The 15,679-nt window shown below is 33.0% G+C and carries 11 protein-coding genes; all 11 read left to right on the forward strand.

Annotated features, from left to right (window positions below):
* Window positions 1–74: 74 nt before the first annotated feature.
* The 11 genes from secA to nhaC all read left to right on the forward strand — a co-directional run bounded on the left by secA (window position 75) and on the right by nhaC (window position 15,532).
* Window positions 75–2,642, forward strand: a complete 2,568-nt coding sequence (gene secA, locus HSACCH_RS09340) for a preprotein translocase subunit SecA (RefSeq protein WP_005489395.1) — start codon at window positions 75–77, stop codon at window positions 2,640–2,642.
* 5 nt (window positions 2,643–2,647) lie between these two features.
* Window positions 2,648–3,746, forward strand: a protein-coding gene (prfB, locus tag HSACCH_RS09345; RefSeq protein ID WP_235044012.1) for a peptide chain release factor 2 whose coding sequence is annotated in 2 segments (ribosomal slippage) — window positions 2,648–2,716 and window positions 2,718–3,746 — 1,098 coding nt in all. Because the reading frame shifts where the segments join, the coding sequence is not laid out codon by codon here.
* A gap of 16 nt (window positions 3,747–3,762) precedes the next feature.
* Window positions 3,763–5,721 carry a DUF5693 family protein gene (locus HSACCH_RS09350; RefSeq protein ID WP_152416010.1) on the forward strand — a complete coding sequence of 653 codons (1,959 nt, stop codon included), beginning with the start codon at window positions 3,763–3,765 and terminating at the stop codon, window positions 5,719–5,721.
* 3 nt (window positions 5,722–5,724) lie between these two features.
* On the forward strand, window positions 5,725–6,795 hold the full coding sequence (csaB, locus tag HSACCH_RS09355) for a polysaccharide pyruvyl transferase CsaB (RefSeq protein WP_005489399.1): 1,071 nt from the start codon (window positions 5,725–5,727) through the stop codon (window positions 6,793–6,795).
* Window positions 6,783–7,517 (forward strand): WecB/TagA/CpsF family glycosyltransferase, encoded by a 735-nt coding sequence (locus HSACCH_RS09360; protein WP_005489400.1) that lies wholly within the window; start codon window positions 6,783–6,785, stop codon window positions 7,515–7,517. The genes csaB and HSACCH_RS09360 overlap by 13 nt, the downstream gene beginning before the upstream one ends.
* 29 nt (window positions 7,518–7,546) lie before the next feature.
* Complete coding sequence (locus HSACCH_RS09365) at window positions 7,547–8,389, forward strand: YitT family protein (RefSeq protein ID WP_005489401.1); 843 nt, start codon at window positions 7,547–7,549, stop codon at window positions 8,387–8,389.
* An 81-nt stretch (window positions 8,390–8,470) separates the two neighbouring features.
* Entirely contained in the window at window positions 8,471–9,706 is a 1,236-nt protein-coding gene (locus tag HSACCH_RS09370; protein WP_005489402.1) for a S41 family peptidase, read from the forward strand.
* Window positions 9,707–9,841: 135 nt separating this feature from the next.
* On the forward strand, window positions 9,842–11,860 hold the full coding sequence (locus tag HSACCH_RS09375) for a methyl-accepting chemotaxis protein (protein ID WP_005489403.1): 2,019 nt from the start codon (window positions 9,842–9,844) through the stop codon (window positions 11,858–11,860).
* A gap of 318 nt (window positions 11,861–12,178) precedes the next feature.
* Complete coding sequence (locus HSACCH_RS09380) at window positions 12,179–12,562, forward strand: RidA family protein (RefSeq protein WP_005489405.1); 384 nt, start codon at window positions 12,179–12,181, stop codon at window positions 12,560–12,562.
* 22 nt (window positions 12,563–12,584) lie between these two features.
* Window positions 12,585–13,973: a tyrosine phenol-lyase gene (locus HSACCH_RS09385; protein WP_005489406.1), complete on the forward strand. Its 1,389-nt coding sequence runs from the start codon at window positions 12,585–12,587 to the stop codon at window positions 13,971–13,973.
* Between the two features lie 125 nt (window positions 13,974–14,098).
* On the forward strand, window positions 14,099–15,532 hold the full coding sequence (gene nhaC / locus HSACCH_RS09390) for a Na+/H+ antiporter NhaC (RefSeq protein ID WP_005489407.1): 1,434 nt from the start codon (window positions 14,099–14,101) through the stop codon (window positions 15,530–15,532).
* The last annotated feature ends 147 nt before the right edge of the window (window positions 15,533–15,679 follow it).

Consider the following 15,679-nt stretch of genomic DNA (forward strand, 5'->3'; position numbering starts at 1 on the left):
TGGCTATTAATTAGAGAAAACGATTAAAAATATAATCAAATGGATATTAAAGTTAACCTTAGGGAGGAAGATAAATGTTTGAGTTCCTCAAGAACTTATTTAAAGATGCAAATGAAAAAGAATTAGAGAAATTAGAACCGATTGTAGAGGAAATTAACTCTTTAGAGCCGGAAATGGAAGCTCTAAATAATCAGGAATTAAAAGCTAAAACTGAAGAATTTAAAAATAGATATCAGAATGGTGAAAGTCTGGATCAACTGCTGCCGGAGGCTTTTGCTGTAGTACGCGAAGCTTCTAAGAGGTCCACTGAAGCTGGATTTCGTCATTATGATGTACAGCTTTTAGGAGGAATTGTACTTCATCAGGGTAAAATTGCAGAAATGAAAACTGGTGAGGGTAAAACTTTAGCTGCAACTCTACCTGTCTATTTAAATGCTTTAAGCGGCAAAGGTGTACATGTAGTAACTGTTAATGATTATTTGGCCGAAAGAGATAGTGAATGGATGGGTCAGATTTATCGCTTTTTAGGAATGTCAGTTGGAGTAATTTTAAGTGGGATGTCTCCAGCCGAAAGGCGAGAGGCCTATAATTGTGATATCACCTATGGTACTAATAATGAATTTGGCTTTGATTATCTGCGTGATAATATGGCCTATAAGGAAGAAGATTTAGTCCAGCGGGAATATCACTATGCAATTTTAGATGAGGTAGATAGTATTTTAATTGATGAGGCACGGACTCCCTTAATTATTTCAGGTCCGGTCCAGGAAAAAAGTTCAGATTATCGAAAATTTAATCGAGTTATTCCTGCTTTAAAGCGCGAAGAAGATTATGAGATTGATGAAAAAAACAAACTTGTAACATTAACTGAAGCTGGTGTTAAGAAAGCAGAAAAGAAATTAAATGTAGATAATCTTTATTCAGAAGAAAATTTCAAGCTCAATCATCAGTTAAACCAGGCTTTAAAAGCCCATACTTTAATGAAAAAAGATAGAGATTATATAGTTAAAGATGGAGCTGTAAAAATAGTTGATGAATTTACTGGTAGAGTAATGGAAGGTCGCCGCTATAGTGAGGGTTTACATCAGGCTATAGAAGCTAAAGAAGGCGTAGAAGTTCAAAAAGGAAGCCAGACTTTTGCTAAGATTACTCTGCAGAACTTCTTTAGAATGTATGATAAACTTTCTGGAATGACAGGTACTGCAGAAACTGAGGAAGAAGAGTTTATTAAAATATATGATATGCCGGTAGTAGTTGTACCAACAAATGAACCAATGATTAGAGATGACAAATCTGATCTGGTGTTTACAAATAAAGAGGCTAAATATAAAGCTGTAATTAAAGAAATAAAAGGAAGATATGAAAAAGGTCAGCCGGTACTTGTTGGTACTGCTGATATAGAAAATTCGGAGATGTTAAGTCGAGAGCTTAAAAAAGAAAGAGTACCTCATGAAGTTTTAAATGCTAAAAATCATGAACGAGAAGCTGATATCATTAAAGATGCTGGTCAGAAAAACAGCATTACCATTGCTACTAATATGGCTGGTCGTGGTACTGATATTGTTTTAGGTGAAGGTGTAGTAGAACTCGGAGGTTTACATGTTTTAGGAACAGAGCGTCACGAAAGTCGTCGGATTGATAATCAGCTGCGGGGACGTGCTGGTCGTCAGGGAGACCCAGGATCTTCTAGATTTTATGTTTCTTTAGAAGATGATTTATTAAGACTCTTTGGTTCAGATAAAATTAACGGTATTTTAGATAAACTGGGTGTAGAAGAAGATCAGCCGGTTGAGCATAAGCTGATATCTAATTCTATTGAGCGAGCCCAGCAAAAAGTAGAGGGTCGAAACTTTGATCTCAGAAAGGCAATTTTAGAATATGATGATATCTTAAATAAGCAGCGTGAGGTTATTTACGAACAGCGCAAAACTCTGCTGACTACAGATGAATTAGAAGAAAAAATTGCTGGGATGCTGGAACAGCTTTTAGATGATGTAATGGAAATGTTTATTTCAGAAGACTTACACCCAGATGAATGGGATTTAGAAGGAATGTTTGAATATTTACATGGTATTGGTCTTGCTAAGGAAATAAATGTTGATGATTTAGACTCTATATCAAAAACTGACATTAAAGAAAAAATAACACTCAGTTCTTTAGCTGCTTATGAAGCGAAAAGAGAAAAAGTGGATTCAGATCGTTTCAATAAAATAATTAAATTCTTATCTTTAAGAGTAATAGATCGCAAATGGATGAATCACCTTGATAATATGGATGAACTTCGACAGGGTATTGGTTTGAGAGCCTATGGGCAAAAGGATCCATTGACAGAATATAAATTTGAATCCTTTGATATGTTTAATGAACTGACTTCTTCGATTAGAGAAGATATAGTAGAAACTGCCTTTAAAGTTGAGGTTGAAGAAAAAGAAAGAATCCCAAAAGAACAAATTAATCAAAGACAGCTAAATTACTCCTCGCCAGAGACAGCTCTAGAAGGTCAAGCCAAGGGCAGAGATAAAGCTAACGCTGGCAATGGAAGTATTGGTCAGAATACTGTAGTTAAGGAAGAAGAACCTGGTCGTAATGATCCCTGTCCCTGTGGCAGTGGTAAAAAATATAAAAAATGTTGTGGGAGATGATTGGAGTGAGCAAAAACTTTAAAGATAAATTTACAGAATTAAAGCAGAGATTTCAGGATTTGAGTGATTTACTTTGACCGGGAAAAACTGCTTCAAAACAAAAAAGATATAGAAGCTGAGATGGCTGCTGGTGGATTCTGGGATGACAAAGAAAATGCACGCAAAAAATCGCAGAAACTTGATCTGATTAAAAAAAGATTAAAAGTTATCGAGCAGCTGGAAGAAAAATTTGAAGAAGCAGAGGTTTATTTCGAACTGGCAGCAGAAGAAGATGAGAGTTTAGATAGTGAGTTAAAGCTTACTTTAACAGAGCTTGAAAAAGAACTGGAAAAACTTGAATTAAAACTGCGGTTAAATGAGCCATATGATGATCATAATGCAATTGTATCTATTCATCCAGGTGCTGGTGGAACAGAATCTCAGGACTGGGCGCAGATGCTGCTTAGAATGTACAGCCGCTGGGCAGAAACAAATGGATATGAACTGCAGACCCTAGATTTTAATTCTGGTGAAGAAGCTGGAATTAAAAGTGTGACTATGATGGTTAATGGTGATTATGCTTATGGTTATTTAAAAGGAGAAAAAGGAGTTCATCGTTTAGTCAGGATTTCTCCCTTTGATTCTTCAGGCAGAAGACATACTTCTTTTGCCTCGGTTGATGTAATGCCAGAAATTGATGATGATATAGAAGTTGATATTAATGAAAATGATTTAAAAATAGATACTTATAGGGCCAGTGGAGCTGGGGGACAGCATGTAAATAAAACTGATTCGGCAGTTAGAATTACTCACCAGCCGACTGGAGTTGTGGTTCAGTGTCAAAACCAGCGGTCACAACATAAAAATAAGGAAACAGCGATGAAAATTTTAGCTTCTAAACTACTTGAGCTGAAAGAAGAGGCACAGGCAGAAAAAATTGATGAACTGGGCGGTGAACATAAGGAAATCGCCTGGGGCAGCCAGATTCGCTCTTATGTTTTCCATCCCTATAATATGATTAAAGATCACCGCACCGATTTTGAGGAAGGTAATGTAGATAAGGTGATGGATGGATATATAGATGAATTTATAGAATCATATTTAAAATATAAAAGCGCAAAGTAAATATTTTATAGAAAAGGTGAATTTTTTGAAGAAAATACTGATCGGAATTATTTTAATAACTTTTATTGCAGCAGCTTTTACTCTAACAGCAAGAGTTAATAAGGTCGACCAAAAGCCGGGAGTAGAAATAGTTATGGATGGTGAAAGTTATACAGAGTTAAAGGCGCTGGCTCCAGGAATAAATCTGCAAAATCTAAAAGAAAATGGAATTACAGCCTTAGCTGTTTACCAACAGAGCTTAGAAGATTTTATAGATAAGGGTAGTGTAAAAAGATTAGAAGCTCTGGATATTTTTTTTGCAGGTGAGGAATTACAAAATATGTTAAAAAATAGTGGAATAGAGGTTGATCAACTCGATAATTCAGCTATTTTTGCAGTTTTTAGTGATTCTCTAAAAAATCAGATTAATAATTTGGCACCAGAACTTAAAGCAGAATATTCAATTGAGTTAATAAAGACTAACGCTTATGATCTACTTTATTTTCCTAACTGGCATCAAAGCCTTGAAGATTTAAGCTTAGGGTATAATTCTAATCAGGTTGAAGAAGCGAAAGAACTTGGTTTAAAGATCGCATACAGGAGCAATAATAAAGTTAATGCTTTCTCTGCTTTAAAAAGTAATCTTGAACTGATAAAACCGAAATTTTTAATTTTTGATGGTGAAGAAGTAACCGGTTATCCAAATAAAATTCAAGAAACTGCTTCTTTAATGGAGAAGTATGGTTTAACTTTTGGTAAAGTAGAGGCTTTTATAGCTGCTCAAGCTGGAGCAGAAAAATTAGCTGTATTAAATGATTATAAAATGCTTCGTACTCACAGTATGCAGCAGGAGGAAGTTGAACAGGCAGCTGATCAAGAAATAATAAGCCGTTATTTACTTTCAGTTAGAGAGAGAAATGTAAAAATCATTTATCATAAACCCTATCTTAAGGGAAATCGGCTGGTTGAAAGAAATTTAAATCTACTTTCTGCTTTGAGTTCTAATTTAGAGACTGAAGGATATAAATTAGGTAATTCTGAAGCAGCCAAGTATTTTAGTAATTCAAGTTGGCACCTTTTAACAGTTTTGTTAGGAGTAACTGCTGCTGGAATTTTACTTTTAAATTATTTTAGTGCTTTTAATTATTCAAGTTTTATGAATATTTTCTTCTTATTATCTGCTGGAGCTGGAATGATTTTATTACAGAGTGGAAGAGAAGTTTTGTTAAGACAGATAACTGCTCTTGGCTCAGCAATAATATTTCCTTCGGTAGCTGTTATTATTTTTCTACTGGAAAAAGATAAAGGAGGGGAAGAACTTGAGGGTGGATTAAGTCTTTCTTATCTGTTCTTTAATTTTTCTGCAGCTGTTTTAACTGCTTTAATCGGAGGAATATTTGTGAGTGCCGCTCTAAACAGCAGTGATTTTATTTTTAAGATTAATGATTTTAGAGGTGTTAAAATAGCGTTTTTGCTGCCTTTAATTATTATTTCACTTTATTACTTTATTCAACCAGGTAGAAAAAAACTAACAAAAGAAATACCCAGGCTGCTGGAAAGTGTTATTAAAATTAAACATTTAATTATTGCAGGAGGCCTGGCTTTAATAGCAATTATTTATATTGGTCGAACAGGCAATTTTCCTCTGCTGCCGGTACCTGCATGGGAATTAACTGTCCGCAGTTTCTTAGAAAAAATACTTTATGTGCGACCTCGTTTTAAAGAGTTTTTGATTGGACATCCAATCTTTATATTTTCGTTATATTTGAGTGCTAAAAAACGAAAAGAGCTTTATTTTTATCCATTTTTAATGCTGGCTTCAGTTGGAGTTATTACAACAGTCAACACTTTTTCTCATCTTCATACACCTGTTATAATATCACTACTGAGAACTTTTCATGCTTATTGGCTCAGTTTTGTAATAGCTTTAGTTTTAATTTTTATTTATAAATTATTCAATCGTTTTTATAAAAAATATTATTATTTATGGGGTTAAAAAATGAAAAAAATTGTGATTTCTGGTTATTATGGCTTTAATAACCTCGGAGATGAGGCGATTTTAGCTGGTATAACTTCACTATTAAAAAAGAAAAATAAAGATTTAGAGATAACTGTTTTGTCAGCTTCTCCAGCCAAAACAGCTAAATTATATAATGTTAAGGCGGTTAGCCGCAATTCAATTCTTGAAATTTTATCAGCACTAGCTGAGGCAGATCTTTTTATTAGTGGTGGTGGCAGTCTACTGCAGGATGTGACTGGTAATTTTTCTGTACCTTATTATTTAGGACTTGCCTGGTTGGCAAAAATTCAGGGAACAAAAACTGTTTTTTATGCTCAGGGTGCTGGCCCTTTAAATAAAAAATGGAGCCAGATGTTAACATCTTTTACTTTAAATAGATTTAATTTATTAGGTGTTAGAGATAAAGGTACTGAACAATTATTAAAGAAAATTGGAGTCAAAAAAAATATTGAGCTAACAGTTGATCCAGTCTTTGGACTTCATGATCCTTTACATAACAAAAGACAAAGGATTAAAGGTAAGATCGAAATCGGAGTTTCTGTTAGGCCCTGGTCAGTAGACTATATTAATCAATTAGCTGCTGCTTTAAATAGATTTTCTCAAGCTAAGAATATTAAATTTATCATATTTCCAATGCATCAGGGCTCAGATGAAGGAATTTCTCAACAGTTAAAAAATAAATTAAACTCTGAAGCTGAAATTAATAATTTGCCTGAAGCACCTGAAAAAGCACTAAAAGAATTTTCTCATCTAGATTTATTTATAGGTGTTCGTTTACATAGTCTCATTTTTGCTCTTTTAAATAAAATTCCGCTGCTTGCTTTGAGTTATGACCCCAAAATTGAAGGATTAATGTCTGAATTAGATTATTTACCTTTAATAAAATTAGAAAATTTAGAGGTAGAAAAAGTAGTAAATGAATTGGAATATATATTTGGTGAAAAATACAGCCTTCGCAAAAAAAATGCAGAATTTTTGAAGCAGAAAAATATTGAAGCAGAGAGTTTTGCTGAGCTTGTTTTAGAGGAGGTTGACTCTTGCGAAAGCTGATAAAAATACTTGATGTAAATATCGATCAGGCAAATATGGAGCAGTCAGTTGAGCGAATTAAAGAACTAATTTTTGATCACGAAAAAAGTTCTTTAGTTGTAACTCCAAATTCAGAAATGATAGCAATGGCAGCTGAAGATATTGAACTTGCTAGAATCTTAAATTCTGCTGATTTGGCAACTGCGGATGGGATTGGAGTTGTTATTGCTTCTAAAATTTTAGGGCAGCCTTTGCCAGAAAGAGTTGCTGGTTTTGATTTGATCAGCTCTTTATTCAAAGAATTTGCAGAAGAAGATATTAATTTTTATTTTTTAGGCAGCAAACCGGGTATTGTTGATCGAGCAGTAGAAAATTTAAAAAGAGATTATCCAAATTTAAATATAGCTGGTTATCACCACGGTTATATAGATTATGATGATCAGCAGAAAATAATTGAAGAAATTAATTCAAAAAACATTGATTTACTGTTGGTGGGAATGGGAGTTCCACTGCAGGAGAAATTTTTAGATAGTAATTTAAAAAAATTGAAGGTTGGGGCTGCAGTGACTGTTGGTGGTAGTTTTGATGTGCTGGCAGGCGAAGTCAATAGAGCACCGCTTTGGATGCAGAAGGCTGCCTTAGAATGGTTTTACAGATTACTGCAGGAGCCGTCTCGTTTTGGTAGAATGTTATCATTACCTAAGTTTATTTTTTTAGTATTAAAATCTAAATATCTAGAATAAGTGTATAAGTTTATCAGGGGGTATAAATTTTGAACAAAAAAAATATAATTGAGTATCTAGGAATTACGGCGGGCTCTTTTTTAATTGCTCTAGCCTTAACTGTATTTTTGGTGCCAAATAGAATTGCAGCTGGGGGAGTAAGTGGTTTAGCAACTGTTATTTATTACATAACATCTTTTCCAATTGGAATAACTATGTTAATTATAAATATTCCTCTTTTCCTCGCAGGGGTAAAAATTATGGGAAAGAGTTTTGGAGTTAGAACCATTTATGGAATAGCTTCTCTTTCTATTTTCACTGATCTGCTGCAGCCACATATGACTTCTCTAACTGATGATCTGTTATTAGCTTCAATTTATGGAGGCGTGGTCGGAGGTATTGGTCTGGGTCTGGTTTTTAGATTCCGTGGAACTACAGGGGGTACGGACTTAATTGCATCATTGATAAATTATTATACAGGCATTTCTGTTGGGGAAGGGTTATTGATTGCAGATGGAATTGTTGTAACCCTGGCCGGAATCTTTTTCAATTTAGAAGTTGCTCTTTATGCAGCAGTTACAATTTTTATTACTTCTCAAACTATAGATGTTATACAAGAAGGTTTAAACTTTAAAAAAGGATTACTTATCATTTCTGATAAAGCCGAAGAAATTAATCAGATGGTAGTTGATGATTTAAATAGAAGTACAACTGAGTTTGCAGCTAAGGGTGGTTATACTGGAGAAAAAAAGAGAGTGCTGCTCTGTATTATTTCCCGCTCTGAAGTTTCAGAAGTAAAAAGAGCAGTAGCTGATATTGATAAAGATGCATTTGTAATTATTAGTAATGTTCACGAAGTGCTTGGCGAAGGTTTTACAGAAATAGTACGTTAAGACTAGAATAAGAATGAAATTATAATTTTTTGTGGTAATTTTTTTGATTTATACAATTATAGAAAGTAGGTGGCAGATTTAATGAAAAAAATTAGAAAAGCTTTTAACAATAAAATAATATTTTTTAGTTTAATATTATTAATCTTTTTTTCCTTTTCTTTTGTAGTTTCTGCGCAGGATGGAACAGTTGATGATCAAATTACAGAAGAACAGCAGGCAAATGATTACACAAAAGCAGATGCTTTTCAAGATGTAATGTTTTTGCTGCAGAATTATTATGTTGAGGATGTTGATTTTGAAACTTTAATTGAAGGTGCCATAGACGGAATGTTAAATAAAGTTGATCGTTATTCATATTTTATGTCTGCTTCAGAATATGAGGAAATGCAGCAGGAATATGAAGGTCATTATGGTGGTATCGGAATTGTAATTACAATGAGGGACAATAAATTGACTATAGTTTCTCCAATAAAAAATACTCCCGGAGAAAAAGCTGGCTTAAGGGCTGGGGATGTGATTTCTGCCATTGATGGCAAGAAAACAGCAGAAATGTCACAAATGAAAGCTGTAGATATGATGAGGGGAGAAGAAGATACAGATGTTATTTTGACCATTAAGCGTGGAGATGAAGACCCTTTTGATGTGGAAATAACTCGTAAAGATATTGAAGTTCCTTATGTGGAGACTGAAATGAAAACTGAAGACATTGGTTATATATCTTTAGCTCAGTTTATTGAAGATGTAGGAACAGATGTTGAAAAAGCCGTTGCCAACTTAAAAGAACAGGGAGCCCGTGGAATTATTCTTGATTTAAGAAATAACCCAGGTGGTTTATTGAATGAAGCTGTAAATGTAGCTTCAGTATTTTTAGATGAGGGAGTGGTAGTTTCTGTTAGACAAAAAGATGAGACTGAAAGAGTTTTAGAAGTTAATGAAAAGATCTCATCTGATACTCAAATTCCATTAATTGTGTTAATTAATCAAGGATCTGCCAGTGCCTCAGAAATTGTTGCAGGTGCTGTTCAGGATTATGATAGGGGTAAGTTAATTGGAACAACAACCTTTGGTAAGGGTGTTGTACAGTCAGTTGTACCACTTAAAGATGGTTCTGCTGTCAGCATAACTACTGCGCGTTATTATACTCCTGATGGAAATTATATTCACGAAAAAGGAATTGAACCGGGCACAAATGTTGAGTTAGATCTAGAAGCTGCTCAGGAAGACGGTAGTGATAAGCAGTTAGATAAGGCTCTTGAAGAAATGGAAAATATGATTTTTGTCCGAGATTTCCAGGATAAAAAAGCTGCCGGAGAATAGAAAAATCAATAAAAAAAATAAATTTCTAAATTAAAGGAACCAGCTCTGTCTGGTTTCTTTAATTGTGTTAAGGGAATATAATATATAAATAATTAAAAAGAGAAAATTACAAATTAAAACAGGAGGATAAAAAAATTGAAAAAAAATAAAAAAGATTCTTCAAATCAAGAAAAAATTTCATTTATGAACCGTTTGTCGGTGAAGGCAATTTTAACTGTAGTGGTAATTTTAATTTTAGCCTTTTCAGTCTTAACTTATTTTATTAGTAATAAAGTTGAGGAAGAAACAACTAAGCTGGCTTTAGACAGGAATTTAAAAACAGTTGAGTATATTGATAGTGAGGTAGAAAATCAACTAAGAGGGACCAGAAAGGTTATTGAAACTCTGGCAACAAATAAGAACATAGTTGAGGGTGACTATGAGGAAAAGAAAATAATTTTCAGCAGAGTAGCTGAATATAATGATCAGTTCAACTATTTGTATTTTAGTACACCACAGGGAGATCATTATCCTTTTCCTGAAGTTTCTTTACCTTCCGATTATGATCCGAGAGACCGCAGCTGGTACCAAGATGCAAAGTCGAATTCTGAGGTTATCTGGACAGATATCTACGTAGATGCTGCAACTGAAGAACTTGTAATTACTATTGCAACACCTGTTTTTATCAATGGTCAGTTTGAGGGTGTTTTAGGTGGAGATGTTAATTTAAACTTTTTAAGTAACCTGGTTAATGACGTTCAGGTTGGGCAGCAGGGCCAATCTTATATAGTTGATCAAAATGGGCAGTATATAGCTCATCCAGAAATTGAAAAAGTTTTAGAAAAAGAAAATATTGATCAAAACTTCAGCTTAAGTTCATTGACAAATAATAATGAACAATATTTTACTTATCAGTTAGAAGCTGAAAAAAGACTGGTATCCTATAGACAATTGGATGAAATCCCAGGTTATATCATGGCTGAGGTTCCTGAAAGTGAGATTAAAGAAGCTTCTAATACAATAATCAGTCGTATTATATTTGCTTCTATCATTATATTAGTTTTATTAAGTATTATTATTTTTATTGCTTTCCGTAAATATATTGTTAGTCCAATTAAATCTATCTTAGATTTTGCAAATGATATAGCAAATGGAAATCTTAAATCTGAATTGGAAGTTTCTAAAAATAAAGATGAGTTTAATCTATTAATGAAAGCCTTAAATAAAATGAGAGAAAGTCTAATTGAAATAATTTCAGATATTTCAAAACAGGCTGATCAGGTAGCGGCTTCCAGTCAGGAGCTATCAGCAGCTGGAGAACAGGTTGGTGACAGTGCTGAAAATGTTGGCCGCTCTATACAGGATGTAGCTTCTGGGGCGGAAGAACAGTCTGCTCAAATTGATGAAACTGAAAAAGTTTTTGAGAATTTAGAAGAATATTTGATTGAGATTTCTAAGCGAGCAAGTGTTATGAGAGAAGATACTGAAAAAGTTATGAATAACATAGAATCTGGAACTAAACAAGTTGATATGTCAGTTGATGGAATTAATGAAGTTAAAAAAGATACTGAAGAAGCATCAGCTACTATTAATAAATTAGGTGAGCTTTCTCAGGAAATTGGCGAAATTGTTGAATTAATTAGAGGAATAGCTGATCAAACTAACTTATTAGCTTTAAATGCAGCAATTGAAGCAGCTCGTGCAGGTGAGTCAGGACGTGGATTTTCAGTAGTTGCTGATGAAATCAGACAGTTAGCTGAAGAGTCACAAAGTGCTACAGATAATATTTCTAATTTAATTGCTAAGGTTCAGGATAATGTAGAAAATGCAGTTAATAAGATGAATCAAAATAGAAATAAGGTAGATAAGAGTGTAAATAATATTGAAAATACAGGTAAAGTATTTGAAGATATTAAAAATGATTCTGAAGCTGTAGTTGAAGGCATCAACGAAATAAATGGCAAGACTAATAAAGTAGAGGAAAACAGCAGCACAGTTAAAAATTATCTAAAAGAGGTTAATAGTGTAAGTGAGGAAGCTGCTAGTAATGCCGAAGAAGTTGCAGCATCTTCTGAAGAACAGGTTGCTGCTACTGAAGAAATTATTTCTTCTGCTAAAAATATGGCTCAAATTGCAGAAAGCCTGGCTAAATCAATTAATAAATTTGAATTTTAGATTTGAAATTCTATAATTACGATAAATAGATTTAAAAATTGATCATGTTATTAAAAAAGAATAGTATAAAGATACTCCCTTGCAAGAGGGAGTTTTTTTTATGCTCTAAATAGCTTTTAAATAATTGAAAAGAAAATAATTTTCAAAATTTTATAATAAACTCTTGACATAATAATAATAAATTGTTATTATAATAATAAGTTATTATCACAATAAAAATAATTTATTAATTAATTAAATTCAAATAAGGGGGACTGAGATGGATCAATATAGGAAATAGATTATTTTAATAAATATATAAAATTAGGAGGATTTAAATTGAGAGAACAAATTTCTACTAAGAATGCTCCAGCAGCAATTGGAGCATATTCGCAGGCAATTTTAAGTGATGATATTATTTTCACTTCAGGCCAATTACCAATGGATCCAGAAACTGGTGAAATGGTTGAAAATGATATTAAAAAACAAACAAAACAATCTTTAGATAATTTGAAATTCATTTTAAATGAGGCTAATTCTGACTGTAATAACATTTTAAAAACAACAATATTTTTGAGTGATTTAAATAATTTTAGTGAAGTTAATAAAATTTATGCAGAATATTTTGATGGCGCACCACCAGCAAGATCTTGTATTGAAGTATCTAAATTACCAAAAGATTCTTTAATAGAAATAGAAGCAATTGCTAAAAAAAGAAAGTAAAAAAATAGGAGGCTAAATTATTATGAAATATCCAGCAGAACCGTTTAAAATTAAAACAGTTGAGACTATTGAAATGACAGACAGAGAAGAAAGAAAAGAAATTCTGAAAGATGCAGGTTATAATACATTTCTACTTCCTTCAAAGAATGTATATATTGATTTGCTAACTGATAGTGGAACTACTGCAATGAGTGATAAGCAGTGGGCATCATTAATGATCGGTGATGAAGCTTATGGTGGTAGTGAAAACTGGTTTAGATTAGAAGAAACTGTTAAAGAAATTTATGGTTTTGATCATGTAGTTCCAACTCACCAGGGTAGAGGTGCTGAAAATATCTTATCTCAGATTATGATTGAAGAAGGAGATTACATACCTGGTAATATGTACTTTACAACTACAAAAGCTCACCAGGAATTAAATGGCGGTGAATTTGTTGATGTAATTGTAGATGAAGCACACCAACCTGATGTGAAAGGTGATTTTAAAGGTAATGTTGATATAGAGAAATATAAAAATTTAATTGAAGAAGTCGGTGCAGAAAACATTCCATATATTAATGTTGCTCTAACAGTAAATATGGCTGGTGGACAACCTGTAAGTATGGAAAATATTAAAAAAGTTAAAGAAATTTCAGAGAAAAATGATATTATGGTAATGTCAGATGCTACTAGATGTGTTGAAAATGCTTATTATATTAAAGAACGAGAAGATGGATATCAAGATAAAAGTGTTAAAGAAATCTTGAAAGAAATGATGAATCACTTTGATGGTGCTACTATGAGTGGTAAAAAAGACTGCATGGTTAACATTGGTGGTTTTTTAGCCATGAATGATGCAGATATGTATCAAGAAGCTACATCATTAGTAGTTGTATACGAAGGTATGCCCACATATGGTGGTATGGCTGGTAGAGATATGGAAGCTATGGCTACTGGTATCCGTGAGTCAGTTAATCCACATTATATTGAGCATAGAATTAAGCAGGTTCGTTATTTAGGAGATAAGCTTGAAGAAGCTGGAATTCCTATTATAAAACCTGTGGGTGGACATGCAGTTTTCATTGATGCAAGAGAATTCTTACCACACTTAAGCCAGGATCAATTACCAGCTCAGGCTTTAGCTGCAGCAATTTATCTTGAATCTGGTGTTAGATCTATGGAGAGAGGTGTTGTATCTGCAGGAAGAGATGCAGATGGTACTCATCACTATCCAAAATTAGAAACTGTAAGATTAACTATTCCAAGAAGAGTATATACTTATGCTCACATGGATGTAGTTGCTAATGCAGTTATTGATCTTTATGAAAAGAGAGACAAGATCAGTGGTCTGGAATTTGTATATGAACCACCAACACTAAGATTCTTCACTTCTGAATTTGAACCACTAAATGATCAATTAATAGCTGAATAGTCAATCAAATCATAAACTTAAAGCAGCTGAGATATAATATCTCAGCTGCTTAATTAAAAAGTTGAAAAATCTGAAAAATAAGAAAATAGTAAAAGGGAAGCTATACTTGAGAGGAGTATATAATAATGGTAAAGAATAGAGAAAAGCGAGAACCAACTTTTAAGGAATCTATTTTTGCATTATCTCTAGTTATTTTTGTTATTTTAATTAGTATTAATACCGCATTAGTATTAGAAACAGCTATGGTTTTAGGTGCAATTACTGCTGCTATATTTGCAACTTATCTCGGTTATAAATGGGAAGATATTCAAGAAGGCATGATTAGTGGTATAAATAATAGTCTTGGAGTATTAATGATTCTTATAATGATTGGAATGGTTGTAGGAAGTTGGATACTAGGAGGAACCATACAGACTATGGTCTATTATGGTTTGAAATTGTTATCACCTGGTATTTTCTTACCTAGTGCATTTTTACTCTGTACAATAACCTCACTTTTGATTGGAAGTTCATTTGGAACTATTGCAACAATGGGAATTGTAATGATGGGAGTAGCTGAAGGACTTGGAGTACCAGCAGTTGTAACAGCTGGAGCCGTTGTTTCGGGATCCATTTTTGGTGACAAATTATCTCCTATGTCAGATTCGACTAACTTTGCTGCTGCAATGAGTGATACCGGTTTATTTGATCATATTGGTTCTATGATGTATGTTTCAATCCCAACTGCTTTAACAAGTTTAGCGCTCTATACTTTTATCGGCCGTAGTTTTTTGGCTGGACAATCAAATTTAGAACAAGTAAATACCCTTTTAAATACTTTACAAAACAATTTTAATATTTCTTTACTTACCTTAATACCTCCATTAGTTGTAATTATATTATCTTTAAATAAAACACCAGCGGTTAAAACTTTAACTGCAAGCTTTATGACAGCAAGTGTTTTTGCAGTCTTTACTCAAGGAGCTGCTCTTAAAGATTTAATCAATGTGGCTGCCAATGGTTATGTTTCAAATACAGGTGTTGAACTAATCGATGGCCTTTTAACTCAAGGTGGAGTAAATAGTATGATGAGTACAGTAGCAATTATAATGGCGGCTACTGCAATGGGTGGTATATTAGAAAAAACTGGAGTTTTAAAAGTGATACTAAATTCTTTAATGAAATATATCAAGACTCCAAGAAACTTAATTTTAGCAACTTTAGGATCAGCTTATATAATGCTTTTAGCTACTGGTGAAATGATGGTTTCCATGCTTCTGCCAGGAAGAACTTTATCACCAGCGTATAAGGAAATGAATATCAAAACTAATGTTTTATCTAGAACTTTAGAATCTGCTGCTACTTTAGGCTGTGCAGTATTACCATGGGGAGTAGTTTCAGTTTACATACAAAATGTTTTAGATATTAGTTTAGGATATATTCCATATACCTTTACTCCTTTCATTTCTCCACTAATATCTATTATATATGCATTTTTAGGTGTAGCAGTATTTAAATTAGATGAAGATAAGGAAATAGGACTTGAAAATCAAGAATTGAAAAAAACACAATCAATGTAAATAGATAATAGATAAAAGGCTCTTGATTGAGCCTTTTATCTATTACAAACAAAAAATTTAACTTGACCTAAGTCTTTTAAATTAGTTATACTATGATATGAAGGAATACATATTTATAGAAAAGAGCATAGAGTAGTTCAAATTAAA

Origin of the sequence: Halanaerobium saccharolyticum subsp. saccharolyticum DSM 6643 (assembly GCF_000350165.1) — a bacterium.
Lineage (GTDB): Bacteria > Bacillota > Halanaerobiia > Halanaerobiales > Halanaerobiaceae > Halanaerobium > Halanaerobium saccharolyticum.